Genomic DNA, 21,987 nt, shown 5'->3' with positions numbered 1-21,987 from the left:
AATGTTGGAGTGAATTTTGGATAAGATTTTTGTTGATGAAGCCGTTACTGAATTAAGAACAATTGGTGATATGTTACGCTGGGGTGTCAGTCGTTTTAATGATGCAAATATTTATTACGGACACGGTACCGATAATGCGTGGGACGAAGCCATTGCCTTGGTTTTTCATGCATTGCATTTACCAGAAGAGCTCGGCCAACAAGTCATTCACTCTAATCTGACTATTAGCGAAAAACATAAAATTGTTGAACTCATTATTCGCCGAGTCAAAGAGCGTTTACCTGTTCCATATCTAACCAATAAAGTGATGTTTGCTGGTCTTGAATTTTATGTTGATGAGCGGGTATTGGTTCCTCGTTCGCCAATTGCTGAGTTAATCGCTAACCGTTTCAGCCCTTGGTTATATAACAAACAAGTTAATCGCGTAATGGACTTGTGTACAGGCAGTGGTTGTATTGCCATCGCTTGCGCTTATGAATTTGAAAATGCCGAAGTCGATGCGTTAGACATCAGCGAAGATGCCTTAGACGTGGCGCAGATTAATATTGAAACTCTTGGGGTTATGGACCGGGTGTTCCCGATGGAATCAGATCTGTTTTCTGCCATCCCTAAAGGCCCACACTACGACTTAATCGTCTCTAATCCGCCTTATGTTGATGCCGAAGATATCGGTGATATGCCGGATGAATATCATCATGAGCCTGAAATTGGTCTAGCTTCTGGTCGTGACGGTTTAGATCTCACCAAGCGTATCCTTGCCAATGCAGCTGATTATTTGACTGAAGATGGTCTACTGGTGGTTGAAGTGGGTAACTCAATGGTGCATTTAATCGCGCTATTCCCTGATGTGCCATTCACATGGGTAAGCTTTGAAAATGGCGGAGACGGTGTTTTCATTTTGACGCGTGATCAACTAGTTGAAAATGAATCATTATTTGTTATCTATAAAGATAGTGAATAATAGAAACTAGCCACAATGCTGGTTGTATTGTGGCCATCTAATTTGTGTATCTACTTTTTTAGTCGTAGGTGCTCGTTTAATTTGCGTAATTGAGGTGTAGAAAGCGGATGTCGGGAAACAGTATTGGTCAAAATTTTGTAGTCACTACATTTGGTGAGAGCCACGGAGTTGCCTTAGGTTGTATTATTGATGGTTGTCCTCCTGGGATTGAGTTAAATGAAGCGGATATGCAGCATGATCTTGACCGCCGTCGTCCAGGGACCTCTCGATATACCACCGCTCGTCGTGAGGCGGATGAAGTGCGTATCTTATCTGGCGTGTTTGAAGGTCAAACAACGGGGACTTCAATCGGTCTGTTGATTGAAAACACTGATCAGCGCAGTAAAGATTACTCGAATATTAAAGACTTGTTTCGTCCTGGACACGCCGATTATACCTATCAACAAAAGTATGGTTTAAGAGATTATCGTGGTGGTGGTCGCTCTTCTGCGCGTGAAACCGCAATGCGAGTTGCTGCTGGTGCCGTGGCCAAAAAGTACCTAAAGAAAATTCATGGTATTGAGATAAATGGCTATTTGTCACAACTTGGTCCAATCAAAGCTGAGTCTGTTGATTTCGCCGAAATAGAGAAAAACGCATTCTTCTTCCCTGATGCGTCGAAGCTTGTGGCTTTAGACGAATACATGCGCGATCTTAAAAAAAGTGGTGATTCAATTGGCGCTAAAGTGACGGTGGTCGCCACGGGCGTTCCTGTTGGCTTAGGTGAACCTGTATTTGACCGACTAGACGCTGAAATTGCTCATGCACTCATGGGAATAAATGCTGTTAAAGGTGTTGAGATTGGTGACGGCTTTGATGTGGTTAATCAAAAAGGCTCTGAGCATCGCGATTTGATGTCGCCAGAAGGTTTTGCCTCTAACCATGCGGGTGGCATTTTAGGCGGGATCTCTTCAGGCCAACCAATCGTCGCTCATATTGCGATGAAGCCAACATCAAGCATTAGTGTGCCGGGTGAGAGTATGACTGCCCAAGGTGACACTGCTGAAGTTGTGACTAAAGGTCGACATGATCCTTGTGTGGGCATTCGTGCAGTACCCATTGCAGAAGCAATGTTAGCGATAGTATTGATGGATCACTTACTGCGTCATCGCGCACAAAATATGGATGTGAATAGCAGTACACCTGTCATCGGAATGCGTTAATGTTTCAGCCTAAAAACACAGAGCAGCAATTACGCTGGCTCTGTGCTTGTTATTTCTTTTTCTTCTCTATCCTTGGCGTCATGGTGCCTTATTTAGGTGTCTTTTTTGATAGCCGCGGTTTTAATGCTCAAGAGATTGGCTTTTTATTAGCCATCCTCATGGGGACTCGAATTATCGCCCCCAATTTGTGGGCAATAGTGGCAGATAGAACCGGGATGCGCTCTGAGTTAATAAAAATAGGCGCAGGTGCTGCCGCAGTCTCTTACCTCAGTTTTTTCTATGATGGTAGCTTGACGTATCTTGCTATCAGTCTGGCGGTATATACCTTTTTTTGGAACGCTATTCTAGCCCAGTTAGAAGTGATTACACTTGAAACATTGGGGGAGAATACCACCCGTTATGGTGCAATACGGAGTTGGGGCAGTGTTGGCTATATCGTTCTTGTGGTCGGTGGTGGTTTTGCCATCGGTCATTGGGGGCCTCAGATCCTGCCCTACATTGGTATGGCATTATTTGTCGGTATGCTGGTCAGCGCACTCCCACTACCCGCTAACAGAGCTAAGGTTCAGCGGGATGTTAAACGTCCACCGTTAGTGTTTAATAAAGCCGTTATTTGGTTTCTTATCTCAGCGATGTTATTGCAAATGAGCGCAGGGCCATTCTATGGTTTCTTTGTTCTATATCTTAAACAAGCGGGCTATACCGAAGCGGTAGCCGGTATTTTTGTGGCATTGGGCGTTGCGGCAGAGATCATTATGTTTATGTATGCGCCACGCCTCCTTGGACGTTTTGGGGTGAAATTTTTACTCTTTATCAGTATTGGGTTAACCGCTGTTCGTTGGCTATTACTTGCGTTTGGGGTCGACAGCTTATTGTGGCTCAGCCTAAGTCAAATATTGCATGCGTTCACTTTTGGGTTAACCCACGCTGCTTCAATTCAGTTTGTACATAAGCATTTTGATATTAGTCGTCGTAGCCAAGGGCAAGCGCTCTATGCCAGCTTGAGCTTTGGTGTTGGCGGTGCATTGGGTACTTGGTTATGTGGAATGATATGGGGTGATGGCTCCGGCGCGGTCACAACGTGGATTTTTGCTGCATTCTGCGCAGTGCTTTCAATGATTGCAGTGTTATTTATTCCGTCATCGCAGCGCCCGCCGGCTAGATCGGTCACTGCGGCCTAAACAGCTAATGAGTCCGTCTCTAACTGCTTTTAAATGGAGTCAATGAAGTGAGCACGTTTCGTCTTGGTTTAATTATTAATCCACTTGCGGGTTTAGGTGGCAGTGTTGCTTTAAAAGGCAGTGATGGTGTGGCTGAGTTAGCTATCGCTAAAGGCGCTGTCCCTAAATCACAGTTGCGAATGCAACAAGCTCTGCAAGTCATTTTACCCTATAAAGACCAGCTTGAGATCATAACCGCATCGGGTGATATGGGCGAATCGTTAGCCCGTAAAATGGGTTTTAATGTGCGTGTGGTCTATCATGCGCCCGCGCTCACAGAGGCGCAAGATACTCAATTGGTAGTTGAGAAGCTGCTGAGTGAAACACTCGATTTGCTTTTATTCGCAGGGGGGGACGGCACTGCAAGGGATATTTTTGCCATCGCTGACGATAATATCCCAGTGTTAGGTGTGCCCGCTGGGGTGAAGATTCATTCAGGGGTTTACGGGATAACGCCCCATGCATCAGGCGTGGTGGTCAAGATGTTGTTAGAGGGTGAATTAGTCAGCCTGATGTGCGCTGATGTGATGGATATCGATGAAGTCGCCTTTAGAACAGGCGTAGTCAAAGCCAAGCGGTTTGGTGAAATGCTGGTGCCCGCTGAGCCGCGTTATGTTCAAGCGGTAAAAATGGGGGGTATAGAAACCGACGAACTCGTGCTTGCTGATATTGCCGCTGAAGCGATTGAACTCATGGAAGATGATCTTATTGTTATAGGATCTGGTAGTACCGTCGCGGCGGTGATGGAAGAGCTTGGACTCGACAATACCTTATTGGGTGTCGATCTCGTTCAAGCGCGACAATTAGTCGGCAGTGATTTATCAGCTGATGAATTACTACAATTAACCGAAAAACAATCAGTTAAACTATACATTACCCTTATCGGCGGCCAAGGCCACATTTTAGGTCGAGGTAACCAGCAGTTATCACCTGAGCTAGTAAGACGGGTGGGTAAGAACAATATTGTTATTTTAGCGACAAAAACAAAGTTAAAAGCACTTGAAGGTCGACCCTTAATTGTGGATAGTGGCGACCCAGAATTAGATAAAGAACTTACTGGCTATTATAAAGTGGTGACGGGCTATCACGATTATGTGATGTACCAAGTTGCGAACCCAGATCTAGTTGAGTAATTACGACTGCAAACACTGAGTCGATTGACCGTTATTAATTGTATGTTGGAATGATTCCAATAGTTTGAGAATGTGGAGCCCTCAATGATAGAGAAGTATGAGCAAACACTTCAGGAATGGATTGAAAGTATTGTTGCTGAAGGTGATGATGATGCCTTGTTTGCAAGCGGATACCTTCAAGGCCATTTTGCGGTAGTGTTATCGAAGTTAGAAGTCAAAACCGACCAAGGTACTCAAGCTTTAGCTATAGAGATGGTTGAATGTTTGGCGCTAGCTAGAAAAGAGCTCGATGATAATGACTATGCTTTAGTTAACGATGCATGGTTACAGTTAAGCAGCAAGTTAGCGGCTTAACGTGCTAAGTGTTATGCCGTATTCTTAATGCGGCAGTGAGTTTTTTCGACTGAGTGAGCAAGCATGAGTACCAAACAATATAGCGCAATAGGATTAGTTAATCCTAAAAGCCCAACCAATGTTGGCGGCGTAATGCGCGCTGCTGGATGTTATCAAGCCGAAGATGTGTTCTATACCGGCAAACGCTACCCTTTGGCGGCCAGTAACGGCAATTCGCAATACAATACTGATACTCAAGCCGCTAGCGAAATCATAGCGCTAACCGGCGTTGAGTCTTTAATTGACGCGGTAGAAAAAGATGTCAGCATTGTATGTGTCGATTTAGTGGAAGGCGCCATCCCACTACCAGAATTTCAGCATCCAGAAAAAGCGCTCTATATATTTGGACCTGAAGATGGCACTATTAATCAGCAACTTATCAATAGAGCTGACGCAGTAGTGTATGTGCCGACTGTCGGTTGCATGAACCTAGCGGCTTCAGTTAACGTGCTGCTTTATGACCGACTATCCAAGTCTAACGCGATGATAATCGGTGATGATTTGATCCGTTCTAGTCGTGACAATAATAACCGGATTAAAGTTAAGCGTAGTTTCAATTTCCCTAAGTGATTAACGATTTTAAGCTTATGCGCTGCTAAAGGTGCGTTAGGTTACTTAAGACTGCGTCAATTAAAGGCCACTTTAAAAAGTGGCCTTTTTTATTTAGTCAATTGCAGCTTTAGTAAGTTTAGACCTCTATGTTAATGAACGTACATCAGTGTTGCAGGCTGTTTTGGTGACGTGCTTGCTCTGGAAATCAAAAAATGTGCCGATTATTTAATTGACGTATAGGCCATCGCTACTAATATTTACTAGGACCATTTTAATTAAAGGATTGATTCAATGCGACTATTAAGACAACAAACCGTATTGCTGGCGCTATTGATAGGACTAGCAGGCTGTTCCTCTGTGCCTCCTTCAATGCAATCTGGGCCAGATGCACAAGTGACTAAAGAGGGCTTGGTTAAAATTGACAACTCGGTGTTAGATATCTCTTTCGCCAGGCCAAATGTAGACTGGGGAAAATATCGAAAACTGTATTTTGAACCCGCAGCAGTGACTAACGATCATCCTGCTGATTATAAACCTCCACGTATTGACAGAAGGGCGGATGGGCTTAATGCAACCTACGATCTGCCTGATGAAGCCCTCAAAAGAATGTCGACTGAATTTGCGACAATCGTTGCCAGTGTGTTCAACGAAGATCAACCGTTTGAAATTGTCGATAAAGTAGGACCTGATACCCTGATCATTCAGGTCGCGGTAACCGATATTCGGCTGAGTGCACCGATAGAGTCCTCAAGACGAAGCTATAACTCAATGGGTAAAACCTATACTCAAAACTCAGGCTCCATGATGTTATTGGCAATGATTAAAGACGGTCAGAGTGGCGAGGTACTAGCAAAAGCGGCTGATCGCGGAGAAGGATTTGACCAGTGGCAACTCAATACTCAAGTCTTTAACTGGGGGGACGTTAAAACGGTTTACCGTCGCTGGTTAAATGATTTTAAAAATGCTTTGATGGCAGCAGGTGCAAAATAGCATTTACATGTAAAGCAGAGGCGGAACGTTCGTGCCGCCTCTTCTTAGATCACTATCAAATTGTTAATTTAATCATTTAGCTAATGTCTAATGCTTTGCCTTTTAGCAGTTTGCGCATCCACATTCTGTTTGGGTTTAATAGCGCGATAAAGTCTGTGCTTATCGGCATGGCTTCGCCACAAATTTGAGACGCAAGCGCTTCAGCAGCCAAAAGACCTGAACTTAATCCCCGAGAACCTAACCCTCCTAGTAAATAGAGTCCGTTATGAACGGGGCCGGCCTTACTTTGCCAGAACTTTTTGCTTTCGGGTGTGAGCTGATGTTTATCGTAGAGCGCCATAATGGCCTCTAAATCGGGAACGGGTCCCATCATCGGCGCGTGATCGCGAGTCACCATCCGTACGCCGACTCTGGCACTGTGTTTGGATATATCTATGTCACGATTCCAGTCTTTACCTAGATAGCTCTCTTGGATTTTGTGGAGGTTATCGACTTGCTCTTGCGGACTATAATCTAAGTTGGGAGCATCCTTGACATAACTCGCACCTAAACAATGCAGTGCATTATTCATTGGTGTCATATAGCCATTAGCGCACAAAACAGTGCTTAGCTTAGATAATTTCGCTCTCGTTGGCGCATGACTGACTTGACCTCTAAACCCAGTAACTTGTAGATGCTTAGTTTGCTCAAACTGTGTGAGTGACTTGCCATTGGCGACGACGACTGTTTTATAAGGGCCTAAACGTTGTTGGTCACGGACTAAAAACCAGCCCGCATCGCTCTTTTCTAGCGCGGTTATTTGGCTATTTAAGTGTATGGACACATCTGATAATCGACGTGCTTGGTTGAAGGACGCTTTGGCGAGGTCTTGCGGTGCAACCCAACCGCCTAATGGATAGAATATTCCTGCTTCGTCAATGTCTACGCCCGCCAGCTCACTCGATTGCAGTGGCGTAACGGCGTGTGCAATATCAGCGCACCAATGGTGACCGTTAATAATTTTTTGTACTCGTTTTCTGCTGCGCTCATCATGACCTGTGTGTAACACACCACAAAGGTCAAAGTCGATTGCATGATTTTGATTGGCGAGTGAAGTTAATCGATGCAAGCTAAAAAGATAGGCCTGTTGAAAATACTGACTTAAAGTATTGTTATCGGGTGTAAGGAGTGGATATATAGCCCCTTGTCTGTTGCCTGATGCCGCTAGGGCGAGATCACTATCTTCACAAAACACCGTCATTTTTTGATGACGCTCAGCGAGTGACAACACTAAGCTAGCACAGGCAATGCCGCCACCAATGACAGCTATTTCATCAGCGCTATTTGCTGCATGAATAGGATAGGGGGCTTGCTGACTTAATTGCTGTGCTCTAAGCGCTTGGCGCTCCATCAGAGGCACATTATCTGTGTTGCTTGAATTTAAACCGCTAAAGCCGACCAATTGACTCAGTTTGCATAGTTTTTGCTGAATATCGACTGGGAGCTCATCTGAGATTAAGCAATCGCAGCTATCATTACTGTGTTTGGCCATTTGCCAGAAGAGGGTCTCTTCAATGCAATGTAAATTGATTGCGGCGGCGCAAATCCAATGCGCTATTAAATGTGTGCTGTTGACGGGGATCTGACGTAATTGCTGTTCATAATGACCAAGATGAAAATCAATGATTAGGGCACCTTGGTTTAATTTGACACGCTGACAACCTTCGATAGCCACAAGCTGAGTTTGGGGACGAGTCTGCAACATATCTCTACATGCTTTTGATGCAAATAGTTGTTCAATATGCTCATCAATAGCGCAAAATATTTTAACTGTTAGCCTGGATTTTGATACAGATTGATACTCAATGAGGTCCGTTATTGTGCTTACTGAGTCTAATCCGAGTATGGCTATGACGGTGTCTTTAGTGTTTTTAATGGCTAAGATAGACTGAATAATTTTACTCACTGTCATGATTACGTCTTTAATGTTAAATTAAACCCTCATAAAAACAGGGTAGGGTTTGCTGAACTTGGGTTAAATTGTACATTTTAATCCTACAATTTAGGCAAGGATTTTACTCAATATCCCATATTAGGCATTATTTTTGTGTTCTTTATGGAAAGCTGACCACTTAAATGGAATAAAAGCGCTACCATTGGCTCAGCAAAATGGGTACTACCTGTATAGAATGGATCATTAATAATGAAAAGAGTCGTGATCACCGGACTTGGCGTTGTCTCAAGCATCGGTAATAACAAGCAAGAAGTCACTGAATCATTGAAAGCGGGTCGTAGTGGTATTACTCACTCCGATCAGTTTGAAGAAATGAAGCTGCGCAGCCATGTTTGGGGCGATATCAAGTTAGATCCTAAAGAGCACATTGATCGTAAAGCACTTCGTTTTATGGGCAATGCCGCGGCATACGCTTATATTGCAATGGCAGAAGCGATTGAAGATGCGGGTTTAACTGAAGAACAATATTCAGATCCTCGGGTCGGTATTATTGCGGGTACGGGTGGAGCATCTTCAGCCAACCAAGTACAAGCAGCTGATATTTTGCGAGAAAAAGGTGTGAAGCGCGTTGGGCCTTATATTGTGCCGCGCATCATGTCGAGCACAGCAAGTGCTTGTCTTGCAACACCATTTAAAATTAAAGGCATGAACTATTCAATTAGTTCTGCTTGTGCAACTAGCGCACACTGTATTGGCCATGCGGCTGAACTTATCCAAATGGGTAAGCAAGACATGGTGTTTGCTGGTGGCTCAGAAGAGGTCGATTGGACGCTCACAATGGGCTTCGACGCGATGGGTGCATTGTCAACTAAGTACAATGATACACCTGAGAAAGCGTCACGCACATATGATGCAGACCGCGATGGTTTTGTTATCTCTGGTGGCGGCGGAATCGTTGTCGTTGAAGAGCTAGAACATGCGCTTGCACGTGGTGCAAAAATATACGCAGAAATTATAGGTTATGGCGCATCATCAGATGGTTATGACATGGTGGCTCCATCAGGTGAGGGCGCTGTACGTTGTATGCAGATGGCTCTAGCTGATGTTGATACCCCAATCGATTATATCAACACACACGGCACTTCAACGCCTGTTGGTGATATGCGTGAGCTTGAAGCATTACGTGAAACGTTTGGTGAAGATTTACCTCCAATTGCATCAACTAAGTCTTTGACTGGTCATGCACTCGGTGCAGCGGGCGCTCATGAAGCTATCTACAGTATGATCATGATGGAAGAAGGCTTTATTGCACCAAGCATCAATATCGATACCCTAGACGAAAAAGCAGCCGGTATGCCAGTAGTGACTGAATACCGTGAAGCTGAGCTGAACACTGTGATGAGTAATAGCTTTGGTTTTGGTGGTACAAACGCAACTTTGGTTATGCGCAAGTATAAGTAAGCCAATGGTTGTCATCTAAAAAGGAAGCTTCGGCTTCCTTTTTTTGTATCCGACTTTTATGAAACTCAAGGAGCAATCGTTCATTATTGCAGTGTCCAATCTCATTGGACTCGCTAACACGTTGTCCTCGTCGCCTATCCATAAACTGCGTAAGCCTAACAGCCAGTATAGTGTCCAATGCATCAAGGATTCGAGCTATGAGTCAACAGTGCAGATGGGATGAATGCTTGATTGACGCCCTCAATAATCTACCACTACGCCGTTGTTGATATTGAATTGCTCATATTAAGAGGCTCGACATTTAGAAACCAGTAAGATGGTAAATCTCAGTGCGCTGTAAACTCCTTTATGCGGCTATTTTCGAAGAGTTTATTCGGTCTGGAAGAGTCAAAGTAAAGACCATGGTCTCTAAGGGAACAGAACGTAGTAATAGCCATGCCATTGGATTGATGCGTTGATAACTGGTATTAGCAGGGTGTGAATAGATTGAATTTGGCTGCAAATGCAGCCAAATAAGTTAAGATTGTCAGTCGGAGGCTAGGGGCTGCTGATCTTTCACGGTTGTTTTTTCCGCAGTTTATTGGTTATTTTAACAAGGCGGAGACTATGTCGTTTAGTCATTCTCCACAAATAGCCTACAACACCGTAAAATAGCCAAGAAGCGCGGCCCTTAGGGTACGTTTCAATGCTTTTAGTCTTTTATGACTAGAATACGTTACGCGCTTTTCGCTTAGCCAGCTAAGCATCATCGCTCAAGCTTTGTACTAAAAGCATTATTCTTTACGGGAAAGAGTGGAACAAAAACTAAGCTCGAAAGATCAGCAGCCCCAATATGACAAGTGGTGCTGACTCCTTTACGGCGACGCCATATTGAAACCTGCCACTAATCCAAAGTATGCTTTGGATTAGTGGCACAGAGTGAAGATACATAGGTGTTGATGACACTTCACTCTTGGTCATTACGCGATGAGTTTTTTGGTTGGCAGCACGTTTCCAATGACAAAGTTTAACAGATCCTCTTTTGATAGTTCATCAAGCCCGAGTGATGCTAATGTTCTGCCTTCTGCAAAAAAGTCTCTTGTTAAGATCCCGCCACACATCTCAATCAAACGGTTACATTCAGGCATGTTAATGCCTAATTTGTCACCTAATGAAGATAATAAAACGAGCCCCATAGGCACATCTTCAGTTACGTAGCGGTTATCGAAACTATACGGCCCAGGAGGCGATGAAATTTTATAGCTTTCAAAAACGGCTTTAGGATTCTGGTTAAGATCTTCTTCATTCCTAAATAAACAGGCTTTTAGATAGGGAATAGGTTCACAGCCTAAAGCTGTTAACACGGCCATTTTTTCAGCGTCTAATTTGTCAATCATCAACCATGCCATTTCAGTTGAAAGCGCATCCCGGTACATATAGGGCACTTCATCAGGATGATGTTTTGCACAATACTCAAGCATTGGATACATCACATACAGGCCTATTGTGTGAACAATGATATTGGGATTATGCAGTGCTGATTCAAATATATGCTTTCGAACGCTGTTCATTTCAATGTCGTAGGCTGGGAATAAGCGCGATGCTATGGCCATGCCTTCAGCTGTTCTTGTGGCGGGGAAAAACGATAGTGCGTTTCTAGCATTTTTGAATAAGACTTTCACTGTACCAGGTGCAACAATTCTCGCATCGTTAGGAGTCGATTCTCCTTCGGCAAAGATGGGATTATTGGTGCAATATTTTTTATAAAAGATACTACCAGCGTATCCAGGTATTAAGATAACAAGCTGATCATCCTGAAAATACTTTGCGATTCTTTCTGCTAAAGCTGGATGGTATGTGGTTTGAATAAAAACCATTACCACATCAGCTCCGTTAATCGCTTCTTTGGGATCTCGAGTAATCAATTCCAGTGGTTGAAAAGTTTTTTCGGCATCATCAGCGCTATCGGTAAAATGGCCATTTTTGGTGTTATCGATACAGTATATGCCCTTGTTTTTGACCATTGCTTCAAAATGGTCATCATGAGTAATACGATTCGAAGTTTTCAGTAGTGTTACTTTATGTCCTGCCTCAGCAGCCATAAACGCACAAGCAGAACCTGCATTGCCTGCTCCAACTATGGTGATTTTCATTTTATTCCTTTGTCTTTATGTTTTTATTCAAGATGTTATTAAATTTAAGCCTCTTGAAAATATAAGCCCTTGGAAATATGAAAGCATGGAGATGTGTAAACATGGAGATGTGGATGTATCAATCTTCTAAGATACTAATTAAGTTAATGAGTATGGTCATCAAGCTGACCAACTAATTTGAACGATTGAGTTGTTGGTGTTGATTTTACGGGGGATATTATAGCTTATATTAACAGCCACGCTGTCAGGATAGTTGTCTGTTTTTTGAGTTGTGTTAGCAAGATAAGTCGTTGGAAGATGTTTTTGGAGGTTTAAATATTGTAAAGGAAGATGGTAAGTGTTGAATCTGACTTTTTGACTTTATGTTACCGCTCTCGAGTCACTCGTGAATGGAATGTAAAGATATGCAGTAAGTTAAATCCCAAGTAATATAGGTTCACAGCATATTTTACCGTGCTATCCAAATTTGATTTCATATAGCACGATTGTTTCACTAAAACTTTAGACTGTGCAAACGATATCCGGAGTGGCTAAGGGATATTGAACCAATTAATCATCCAATCATCCAATCAGTCAACAAGCGAAACTCTGAACAAGTCACGACTAATTTACTGGCGTAGGCATCTTGCTAAGGGGTAATTCGCAAGATAAGTAATCGAATAGTGGAATTTAGTCGTATAGGGAACTAACAGACCTGATTGAGACACGTAAATGTTTTCTATATTTAAATCAAATCCAACAAAAAAACTGAATAAACTTCTCTCTATAAAACTTGAACAAGCTATGCATGCTCAAAGAAATGGAGACATAAAAAGTTATTCTCAACTAAGTTATGAAGCTGATCAAATAGACAAACAGCTATCACTAATAGAAAGGGACAAACAGCAGTTAAACAATGAGTAAACTGTAGGTTGTCATATATTTATATGTCCTATTTCATTTCGCCATCATCTATATTTCAATACAACGTTAAGATAGAAAATTCAGAGTCGATGTTCTTTACCCCTTCGGCTTTGGTATTTTTACCCTTAGCGAGGCTAAAGAGATAGGTACCTATGATTAATGGCCCAACAGTCTTGTCACCTTGTCGGGTAATGCTTATAAGTTTCTGTATCAAGATTCTCAGCGTAGCTGCGCTCAGAGAGACTATCGGGAGTAAGCTAAACCCGTCAATCAAGGGTTTTGGTAAAACATGTCTGAAAATACCTTCGGCTCGATATTCAAGTTGCAACCATCTTGCTAGAATGCACTCCTTACGGATTCAGCATACGTTTAGGAACCATAATGAAGATCCTTGCCGATGAAAACATGCCTTATGTTCAACAACTATTTGGCCATTTAGGCACCATAGAAACCGTTAATGGCCGAGAGTTAACTGCAGAGCAAGTTAATGACGTGGATATATTGCTGGTGCGTTCGGTTACTCAAGTGAACCAAGCATTACTCGCAGGAAATAACCAACTTAAGTTTGTCGGTAGCGCAACAATTGGCACTGACCATATTGATTTAGACTACCTTGCCAGCCGTAACATTCCTTTCTCCAATGCTCCTGGCTGCAATGCGACTGCCGTTGGTGAGTTTGCCTTTATCGCCATGTTAGAACTTGCCCAGCGCTTTAAAAGTCCTTTAAAAGGCAAAGTGGTGGGGATTGTTGGCGCAGGGAATACCGGTACTGCCGTTGCCAAATGTCTAGCAGCTTATGGAATTGAAGTCTTGCTTTGTGATCCTGTACTCGAAGCAAAAGGCGATCCTCGTAGTTTTGTTTCTTTGAACTTCCTCATTGATAAATGCGATGTGATTAGTTTACATGCGCCCATTACTAAAACGGGTGAACATAAAACATGGTATCTATTCGATGAGGCTCGTTTAAATCGTTTGCGTGAAAACACTTGGCTGCTTAACTGCTGTCGCGGGGAGGTAATTGATAATCGTGCATTACTTAAGTTTAAACAGCAACGAGATGACATAAAAGTTGTACTTGATGTGTGGGAAGGTGAACCTCATCCTTTGCCTGAACTGGTGCCTTATATCGAATTTTGTACCCCGCACATTGCCGGTTACTCATTAGAGGGCAAAGCGCGTGGGACTTACATGCTGTATCAGCAGTTGGCTAAGATACTGAACATTGCGGGTGAAAATAAGATGGACGCCTTGTTACCCGCGTTGTGGAGTGAACAAGTGACAGTGACTGACATCGCTACCGAAAGAGCGCTATTACAGCTGGCGAGATTTGTATATGATTTGCGCGATGATGATGAGTTATTCAGAAAAAACTTTCTTAATAACCAGGGGTTTGATCATATGAGAAAAAATCACAAGCATAGACGTGAATTTAGCGCATTAAAGGTAGGCAATATGGGGCAAACTAATGTAAATTGGTTATCCAATTTAGGGTTTTCAGGAGTCGGGCTGTAATTATGTCGCAGGAATATAATGTTGTCGTATTAGGTGCATCGGGCGCAGTGGGTCAAGTTATCATTGAGATCCTCGAAGAGCGTAATTTTCCGGTTGCAAAGTTGTACCCTCTAGCCAGCAGTCGCAGCGCCGGTAATACGGTCAGCTTCCATGGTAAACAGGTCGAGATTTTGGACGTGGATACCTTTGACTGGTCGAAAGCTCAGATCGGTTTCTTCTCGGCGGGTGGTGATGTGTCTGAAAAGTGGGCGCCAATTGCTGCAGAGCAAGGCTGTGTTGTTATCGATAACACATCGCACTTTAGATATGACATTGATGTGCCACTTGTTATCCCTGAAGTTAACCCAGAAGCGATTGCCGACTTTAGAAATCGCAATATTATTGCGAATCCTAACTGTTCAACCATTCAAATGTTGGTTGCACTTAAACCGATCCATGATGCTTTCGGGATCTCGCGTATTAATGTCGCGACATATCAATCTGTATCAGGTTCAGGTAAAAAGTCAGTAGAAGAGCTAGCGACGCAGTGTTCTAAGTTACTGCAAGGTCTGCCTGTTGAACCGAAAACCTATTCAAAGCAAATTGCGTTTAACGTATTGCCACAAATTGATAAGTTTATGGACAATGGCTACACCAAAGAAGAGATGAAAATGGTGTGGGAAACGCAAAAGATCTTCGGTGATGAAAATATCGTAGTGAACCCAACAGCAGTGCGTGTACCAGTATTTTACGGTCACTCAGAAGCTATCCATCTCGAAACACTACAACCTGTCGATGCTGAAGAGGTTAAAGAAGTGTTGCGCGGTGCTCCTGGCGTTGAACTGTTTGAGTCTGATGAAGATTATCCGACTGCAGTCACCGATGGCACGGGCTCAGATCCTGTTTATGTTGGTCGAGTCAGAAAAGATATTTCTCACGACAATGGCATAAACCTTTGGGTTGTCTCTGATAATATTCGTAAAGGCGCTGCCTTAAATAGCGTACAAATTGCAGAAGTGCTTATCAGAGATTATTATTAATCTGATCCTGCATTGAGCATAATTGTTTAAAAAGCCCGCACTATGCGGGCTTTTTATGTTTTAGAGTTGTGAACAGTAGCAGGGCAACTTAATCTAGTTTATAGTAATCTCAATAAATACAATTGCCTAAAGCTTGTCACTAAACAGTGGCTCCTATGCTTCAAAGGGAAGGATTGATGAATTTTCGCACTTCACATCTTGTTGGCATTTTTGCCGTCGTTTTAACTGTCTTAACTGTTGGCCCTTCGATTAATCTTGCCGTTGCAGAATCTTTAAAGATCACCGGTCCTGAAGGCCAAGTTCAGTCGGTCAAGCGACAATATGGTCCTACCACATCATCTGATACCTTTTGGAGTATCGCTCAGGCGGTAAAACCAGATAATAGCGTAACGGTTTATCAAGTGATGTCGGCACTATTCGATGCTAACCCTCACGCCTTTAGCGGAAAGAATTATAATAGCTTAGAACGCGGAATGATCTTACTGGTGCCGTCAAAAAACGTCATGCAGCAGGTATCAACAACAGATGCTAAAAAACGTGCTGAATATAACGATCGTGGTTGGTCGTCAACGGCGCCAACAAAAGCGAAACCCGCCGAGAGCATCGTTAAGCAACGGGTTAACCCCGTCGTCAAACCCACAGTTAAAACTGTTATCAAAGCAAGTGAAACACCCACTGAAATTAAATCGCTCAGCGATAAACTTGAGCAAGCAGAAGCGCTTAATTTAGCACTGACAGATGAATTGGCTCGGGCTACAGATGAAATTACCATCAGCTCGACTGATACTGAATCCTTTCAGGAAAAGATCTCAGAGCTGAAAGCAGAAAACGCACTGCTAAAGCAGGCGTTGCAAGATAAAAATTTAGAAAATGACGCGCTTAAGAGTGACGTTACTGCTAAGCAAGAAAAGATTGATTTACTGAGTCAAGAAAAAGAGCAACCAACATCAACACTTTGGCGCTCTTTGATGGATAACCCCTTGTTGCTGATCTTCGGTGCAGTGGTTCCAGCGCTTCTTATGCTCGGGCTTTTCTGGATGTTTATCCGTCGCCGTAATGACAGTGACACCCCCTTGGAAGCTAATCCAGAAACCAGTGAAGCTGAGGTATTGACTGAGAGTGCTGCGAGCGATGAAGCGTCTGATACCGATGATAGTTTAGCAATACATTTAGATTCAGAGCAGGCTGAAAGCTCAGTTGACTCAATGGATGTGATTGAGCTGCCAAAGTCGAACGACTCAGCTGAATTTGTGGTTGAAGAGGCGGCAGATGAAGGGCAGTCGTTAGATGATTTGTGGGCGGAGGCGATGGGTGAGCAAGATGGCGAAGTTGAAGCCTTTGATTCACTAGAGCAGCCCTCTGCAGAAAACGAAGATGACCTCGATGCCTTGTTAGCGGGTTTTGATGAAGATACTACAAATGAATCAATCGCTGATGAAGATGACCTCGATGCATTGTTAGCAGGTTTTGATGAAGAATCTAACACTGATGCTGTAGCAAAAGAAGATGATCTTGATGCGCTACTTGCTGGTTTTAATGAAGAACCTAAAAGTGAATCAATCACAGCTGAAGACGATCCTGATGCATTGCTAGCGGGCTTTGATGAAGAACCTAAAAGTGAATCAATCGCTGATGAAGACGCTCTCGATGCATTGCTAGCGGGATTTGATGAAGATACCACAAATGAATCAATCGCTGATGAAGACGCTCTCGATGCACTGTTAGCGGGATTTGATGAAGATAGTACCAATGAAGCGCTTAACCGCGAACCAGAACTCGATGAACTAGACTTGCTTCTGGCGGCCAACAGCCCAGCGATAAAGGAAGACGTTACTCCTAACGATGATTTAGACTCACTGCTTGCAGAGTTTGATATCACAGCTGATGAGCAAGATACATTGGCCAATGATAGCGATATTGATGCATTGTCTGACGAAATCGCTGCTGAGCTTGAACTGCCTTTAGAAATTGCCGCCGAGCTTGACCTTGGTGTCGATGATATCAGCGTGAATGAAGCGGACTTAGATAATGAACTGGATGCGTTACTCGCCGATCTCGACGCCCCGGTTGATGAACATGCAATTCAACTCCCGCAAGAGTCGAAAGCATTAGTTGATGATATCGCTGCAGAGTTAGCGACAGAAGTGCCAGAGCAACCCGTTGAAGAGGGTGAACTTGATAGCTTATTGGCAGAGTTTAATTTGTCAGCAACATCTGCAGATAATGTTCTTAGTGAGTTACATAGCAGCGAAGAGAACAAGAGCACACTGACGGAGGCTACCGATGTTGATTTCAGCTTGGATTTTGATACCTCTGCGCTAGATACGACTGAGCTTCCTGAATTCAAAAGCGATGTGGCAACTGACGTCGACGTAAGTATCGATCTAAAGATAGATGCAGATGAACTGCCACAAGCTGCAGACAACATGCTTGAATTTAGTTCTACACCGATAGAGCCAAGTGTAAAAGTTGAAAAAGACAGTGGTTTCTTTGATGATCTTAAAGGCACCAAAAAAGCCGAACCTGCAGCACTTGATTGGGATGGAGCATCCACTGAGTTAAGCAATTCGACACTAACCGATGATGAACTACTCAGTGCACTTGCTGCAACCGGGGCATCAGCTGTTGAGGGTGAAGACGAAGAGGACATTAACTCGTTTATCATCGAAGATGATAGCAAGCTAACCGTTGACCAAGCATTGGCCGCACTTGATGCTAATGAAGGAAGTGTTTCTGCGAGTCATATTCCAGAGCATGACTTAACGTCTTTCCAAAAAGATAACGGCTTTATTGATATCGATCGATTACTCAATGAAGCAGACGAAGACAGTGTTGAAACGGATCTTTATAAAGAGTTAGACGTCGACATGGGCGAGCTTGATTCGTTTATGGGCAATATTGCGATGGTGGACGTTGATGATGCGGAAAACTCAATCAATGCCAAACTCGACTTAGCGCGTGCTTATATTGAAATAGATGATAATGACAGCGCTCATGCGTTGCTTAAAGAGGTTGAACTCGATGGCAATGAAAGGCAGCAAGAAGAAGCGGCAGGATTGATAAATGAGTTAGTGTAAAATAATCAGTTGAAAACGGCGCTTAAGGCGCCTTTTTTATGCTTATCGTTTGGCACTGGTATGCTAGAATCGCCGCCTATTAAATGATTTCGTTTAGCGATACTGTCGATTAATCTTTTTGGCATTGTCGTTCAAACATAGTTGAACCGAGTTAAGAGGTGTGTGATGCGGGTTGCGTTAGGTATAGAGTATGATGGTAGTCAGTATTTCGGGTGGCAACGCCAACTCGATGTCGACTCTGTGCAAGCCCAGTTAGAGAAAGCGCTCTCTATTGTTGCGAATGAACCTATTACGGTCCAATGTGCGGGAAGAACGGATACTGGCGTGCATGCAACTGGCCAAGTGGTGCATTTTGAAACGAATGCCATCCGCAAAGATACCGCTTGGACATTAGGGGTAAATGTTAACTTACCTGATAATGTCGCAGTGCGTTGGGTCAAAGTCGTGGATGACGAGTTCCATGCTCGTTTTTCGGCGACGGCAAGACGCTACCGCTATATGATTTATAATCATCAATTACGTCCGGGCATTTTAAGAAGTGGCGTTAGCCATTACCGTGGCGAAATTGATGAGAACAAGATGCACCAAGCGGCACAGCTATTTGTCGGTGAACATGACTTTACTAGTTTTAGAGCACTTCAATGCCAGTCAAAAACACCATTTCGCAAAGTACATGAAGTGAATGTGACTCGCCAAGGTATGTATATCTGTGTTGATATCAAAGCCAATGCCTTCTTACATCACATGGTACGTAATATTGTTGGCACCTTGCTTGAGATTGGAAAAGGTAAGCAGCAAGCTGAATGGGTTAATACCTTGCTCGCATTGAAAGACAGATCCAAAGCAGCAGCCACTGCAAAACCCAATGGTTTGTATTTGGTTGATGTTACCTATCCAGACCAATTTGAATTGCCTAAGTTGGCCCTGGGCCCGTTATTTATGTTGGACTAACACCGTGATTGAATCCATTAAGCCGAGCGCCCCAAAAGCACAAGCCCCATTGAACATTTGGCTCGATTATCTGTTGGCGATCCATCCAATTGAGATTGATATGGGCCTTGAGCGGGTATCTGAGGTTGCTAATCGTTTAGAACTCACTGAGCTTGGGATGACAAAAGTCGTCACGGTTGCGGGTACTAATGGTAAGGGGACGACCTGTGCCATGATCGAAGCGGCGTTGCAGCAGACGGGTAAAACGGTAGGGGTATACAGCTCCCCCCATTTACTCAAATACAATGAGCGAGTTCGGATCAATGGCATCGACGCAGCAGATGAAGCACTTGTTAGTGCATTTGAAGCTATCGAAGCCGCTCGTGCTGAAATTTCGTTAAGTTTCTTTGAATACGCAACACTCGCAGGACTGGTGCTGTTTAAGCGTGAACATCTCGATGTTATTTTACTCGAAGTGGGCTTAGGCGGACGACTGGATGCGACTAACATTATCGACGCCGATATTAGTGTTGTCACCTCGATAGACCTTGACCATCAAGAGTATTTAGGTGACACGCGCTCATTAGTCGCAGCCGAAAAAGCAGGTATATTTAGAGCGGGGCGACCTGCAATTGTGGGCGAGCCAGATTGCCCGTCAACCCTGATTGATTATGCACAAAGCATTTCGGCCGACTTGTACCGCGTTGGTCATGAGTTTAGTTATGAGTGTGATGAATCAGATTGGCATTATAGCGGTCAACTTTTCGAATTGAGTTCCTTGCCATTGCCAACGTTACCGCAACCCAATGCAGCAACGGCTATTGCGGTGCTAGAACATTTATGTCCTGAAATCGATAAAACTTGTATTGCGGATGCTGTCGGCAATACTCAGCTTGCTGGGCGTTTAGAGCATGTCTGTGATAAGCCATCTGTCATGGTTGATGTGGCACACAATCCCCATGCCGCAAGGTATCTACGTTCTCGATTAAAAAAAATCAATAAGCAGCGCTTATTTGCTATTTGTGGCATGTTAAAGGATAAAGATGCTTCAGCAGTACTGGCTGAGTTGTCATTAGACATAACGCATTGGTATCTTATTGATTTAGATGTTGCACGTGGCTCAACGGCGTTGGCGTTAAAAGCGTTATTACCCGCCGAGAGTCAAGCGAGTTGCTTTACGAATATGAGCGCGGCCTGGGATGCTGTTAAACAAGATGCTAAAGCCGACGATATGGTTATTGTGTTCGGCTCATTTTACACCGTGGCCGATTTTAAAGAGTTACTAAAGGGAGAGCGTTTTGTCTAGTCATTTTCAAAATCGTCTAGTAGGTGTGATTGTTATTGTCGCGTTAGGAGTCATTTTTTTACCCGATATTCTTGATGGTAAAAAACAGCGTCAAGAAGAACAGTTTGCCGAGATCCCGTTACGACCAAAGGTCGAAGACGCAACGTTACCGCAGCAAACCATTGGAACGTTAGAACTCAATAATGAAGTGCCAGCAACTTCAAATGGTGATGACAGCTGGCAAATTGAGCCAGCACAAAAACAAGATCAAATAGCGGTTGCCGTTGAGCCTAAAACAGAGATTAAAAAAACCGTTACTAAAGTGGTAACCACGACGCCCACCGCGAGCAAAACAGTGGCGGCGCCTAACGCCAGTGCATGGACTATTCAGCTGGGCAGCTTTAACAATGCCGCGAATGTACAAGCGTTAGTCAAACGCTTACGTAGCAAGGGATTTACCGCTTATACCTTGCCGACAAAACCCATTGATGGTCAGCTGACCAAAGTGTTTGTAGGGCCGAATATTTCAAAAGATAAATTAGTTGCAATGCAGTCTAATATTGCAAAACTGACGAAGTTGAAAGGCCGCATCGTGGCGTACAACCCCGTCGAAAAATAACAAGGTGTGATTGTCCTTATCCGAGAAATAGTTATTTCGTGCCTAAAGCGTGTGAAATAACTCTGTCTCTGTTAGAATCGCGCCGTCTTAACCCCTATGCCGGATATACTCTTCAATGGTTTGGATTGATTACGCCATAATAATCGTTATTGGACTGTCTACGTTGATCAGTTTAGTACGAGGCTTTGTAATAGAAGCGATGTCTCTCGTCGTGTGGTTTTCTGCATTTTTCATCGCCAGTCAGTTTTACCTCAAACTCGCCACTTATCTTACTCAGATACAAGATGAACTCGTTCGTAATGGCGTCGCAGTCGCTATTCTATTTGTCTCAACACTCATTCTGGGTGCATTAGTTAACTATTTAATTGGCCAATTGGTCTCAAAGACCGGTTTGTCTGGCACTGATAGAGTGCTTGGCTTGTGTTTTGGTGCGCTTCGAGGCGCACTCATCGTAAGCGCAATACTATTTTTCTTGGATGCTTTTACCGGAGCGCCCAATGCAGATTGGTGGCAGAGCTCAACGCTTGTGCCCGAATTTGGAGTTGTGATCCAGTGGTTCTTTGACTACCTGGAAAATACCTCAAGCTTTGTACCTAAAATATAAAATGCACTAAAGCATTATTTGGCCTTTAGCTAAGTTAAAGCTTAACTAAAGCAAAAATATT

The 21,987-nt window shown here is 43.6% G+C and carries 18 protein-coding genes; 16 read left to right on the top strand and 2 right to left on the bottom strand.

Annotation, left to right across the window (positions count from 1 at the left end):
* Positions 1 to 16: 16 nt before the first annotated feature.
* The 7 genes from prmB (at position 17) to L2729_RS15080 (ending at position 6,451) form a co-directional block, all read left to right on the top strand.
* Positions 17 to 961 (top strand): 50S ribosomal protein L3 N(5)-glutamine methyltransferase, encoded by a 945-nt coding sequence (gene prmB / locus L2729_RS15110; RefSeq protein ID WP_248989015.1) that lies wholly within the window; start codon positions 17 to 19, stop codon positions 959 to 961.
* 107 nt (positions 962 to 1,068) lie between these two features.
* The gene (gene aroC, locus L2729_RS15105) at positions 1,069 to 2,163 is read left to right on the top strand and encodes a chorismate synthase (protein WP_248989014.1); all 1,095 of its coding nucleotides are present in this window, start codon (positions 1,069 to 1,071) and stop codon (positions 2,161 to 2,163) included.
* Positions 2,163 to 3,344: an MFS transporter gene (locus tag L2729_RS15100; protein ID WP_248989013.1), complete on the top strand. Its 1,182-nt coding sequence runs from the start codon at positions 2,163 to 2,165 to the stop codon at positions 3,342 to 3,344. Before aroC ends, L2729_RS15100 begins: the two co-directional genes overlap by 1 nt.
* A 47-nt stretch (positions 3,345 to 3,391) precedes the next feature.
* Positions 3,392 to 4,516: an ATP-NAD kinase family protein gene (locus L2729_RS15095; protein ID WP_248989012.1), complete on the top strand. Its 1,125-nt coding sequence runs from the start codon at positions 3,392 to 3,394 to the stop codon at positions 4,514 to 4,516.
* Positions 4,517 to 4,600: 84 nt separating this feature from the next.
* Positions 4,601 to 4,870 carry a YfcL family protein gene (locus L2729_RS15090; protein WP_248989011.1) on the top strand — a complete coding sequence of 90 codons (270 nt, stop codon included), beginning with the start codon at positions 4,601 to 4,603 and terminating at the stop codon, positions 4,868 to 4,870.
* A 63-nt stretch (positions 4,871 to 4,933) separates the two neighbouring features.
* Positions 4,934 to 5,479 carry an RNA methyltransferase gene (locus tag L2729_RS15085; protein WP_248989010.1) on the top strand — a complete coding sequence of 182 codons (546 nt, stop codon included), beginning with the start codon at positions 4,934 to 4,936 and terminating at the stop codon, positions 5,477 to 5,479.
* Between the two features lie 273 nt (positions 5,480 to 5,752).
* The gene (locus L2729_RS15080; protein ID WP_248989009.1) at positions 5,753 to 6,451 is read left to right on the top strand and encodes a DUF3313 family protein; all 699 of its coding nucleotides are present in this window, start codon (positions 5,753 to 5,755) and stop codon (positions 6,449 to 6,451) included.
* Positions 6,452 to 6,527: 76 nt separating this feature from the next.
* Here the strand turns inward: L2729_RS15080 and mnmC1 are convergent, their stop codons facing one another.
* The gene (gene mnmC1, locus L2729_RS15075; protein WP_248989008.1) at positions 6,528 to 8,402 is read right to left on the bottom strand and encodes an FAD-dependent 5-carboxymethylaminomethyl-2-thiouridine(34) oxidoreductase MnmC1; all 1,875 of its coding nucleotides are present in this window, start codon (positions 8,400 to 8,402) and stop codon (positions 6,528 to 6,530) included.
* Between the two features lie 231 nt (positions 8,403 to 8,633).
* On the opposite strand from mnmC1, the gene fabB reads away from it, so the two are divergent.
* A complete protein-coding gene (gene fabB / locus L2729_RS15070; RefSeq protein WP_248989007.1) occupies positions 8,634 to 9,845 on the top strand; it encodes a beta-ketoacyl-ACP synthase I in 1,212 nt (403 codons plus the stop codon).
* A gap of 959 nt (positions 9,846 to 10,804) precedes the next feature.
* On the opposite strand, the gene L2729_RS15065 is transcribed toward fabB, so the two are convergent.
* Positions 10,805 to 11,977, bottom strand: coding sequence for an NAD/NADP octopine/nopaline dehydrogenase family protein (locus L2729_RS15065; protein WP_248989006.1), 1,173 nt, complete (start codon positions 11,975 to 11,977; stop codon positions 10,805 to 10,807).
* Between the two features lie 711 nt (positions 11,978 to 12,688).
* Here L2729_RS15065 and L2729_RS15060 point away from each other — a divergent pair.
* The 8 genes from L2729_RS15060 (at position 12,689) to L2729_RS15025 (ending at position 21,926) form a co-directional block, all read left to right on the top strand.
* Positions 12,689 to 12,880, top strand: coding sequence for a DUF6435 family protein (locus L2729_RS15060; RefSeq protein ID WP_248989005.1), 192 nt, complete (start codon positions 12,689 to 12,691; stop codon positions 12,878 to 12,880).
* A 381-nt stretch (positions 12,881 to 13,261) separates the two neighbouring features.
* Positions 13,262 to 14,392, top strand: a complete 1,131-nt coding sequence (locus L2729_RS15055; protein WP_248989004.1) for a 4-phosphoerythronate dehydrogenase — start codon at positions 13,262 to 13,264, stop codon at positions 14,390 to 14,392.
* A gap of 2 nt (positions 14,393 to 14,394) precedes the next feature.
* Complete coding sequence (locus L2729_RS15050) at positions 14,395 to 15,411, top strand: aspartate-semialdehyde dehydrogenase (RefSeq protein WP_248989003.1); 1,017 nt, start codon at positions 14,395 to 14,397, stop codon at positions 15,409 to 15,411.
* Positions 15,412 to 15,587: 176 nt separating this feature from the next.
* Positions 15,588 to 18,488 carry a FimV/HubP family polar landmark protein gene (locus L2729_RS15045; protein ID WP_248989002.1) on the top strand — a complete coding sequence of 967 codons (2,901 nt, stop codon included), beginning with the start codon at positions 15,588 to 15,590 and terminating at the stop codon, positions 18,486 to 18,488.
* 165 nt (positions 18,489 to 18,653) lie between these two features.
* A complete protein-coding gene (gene truA, locus L2729_RS15040; RefSeq protein ID WP_101091499.1) occupies positions 18,654 to 19,439 on the top strand; it encodes a tRNA pseudouridine(38-40) synthase TruA in 786 nt (261 codons plus the stop codon).
* A gap of 4 nt (positions 19,440 to 19,443) precedes the next feature.
* On the top strand, positions 19,444 to 20,724 hold the full coding sequence (gene folC / locus L2729_RS15035; protein ID WP_248989001.1) for a bifunctional tetrahydrofolate synthase/dihydrofolate synthase: 1,281 nt from the start codon (positions 19,444 to 19,446) through the stop codon (positions 20,722 to 20,724).
* Positions 20,717 to 21,322: an SPOR domain-containing protein gene (locus tag L2729_RS15030; protein ID WP_248989000.1), complete on the top strand. Its 606-nt coding sequence runs from the start codon at positions 20,717 to 20,719 to the stop codon at positions 21,320 to 21,322. The genes folC and L2729_RS15030 overlap by 8 nt, the downstream gene beginning before the upstream one ends.
* Positions 21,323 to 21,437: 115 nt before the next feature.
* A complete protein-coding gene (locus L2729_RS15025; protein WP_101091502.1) occupies positions 21,438 to 21,926 on the top strand; it encodes a CvpA family protein in 489 nt (162 codons plus the stop codon).
* The last annotated feature ends 61 nt before the right edge of the window (positions 21,927 to 21,987 follow it).

The sequence above is a fragment of the Shewanella gelidimarina genome, from assembly GCF_023283945.1.
Classification (GTDB): Bacteria; Pseudomonadota; Gammaproteobacteria; order Enterobacterales; family Shewanellaceae; genus Shewanella; species Shewanella gelidimarina.
Note: the sequence above shows the minus strand (reverse complement) of the source record. Positions and strands in the feature narration are given on the sequence as shown.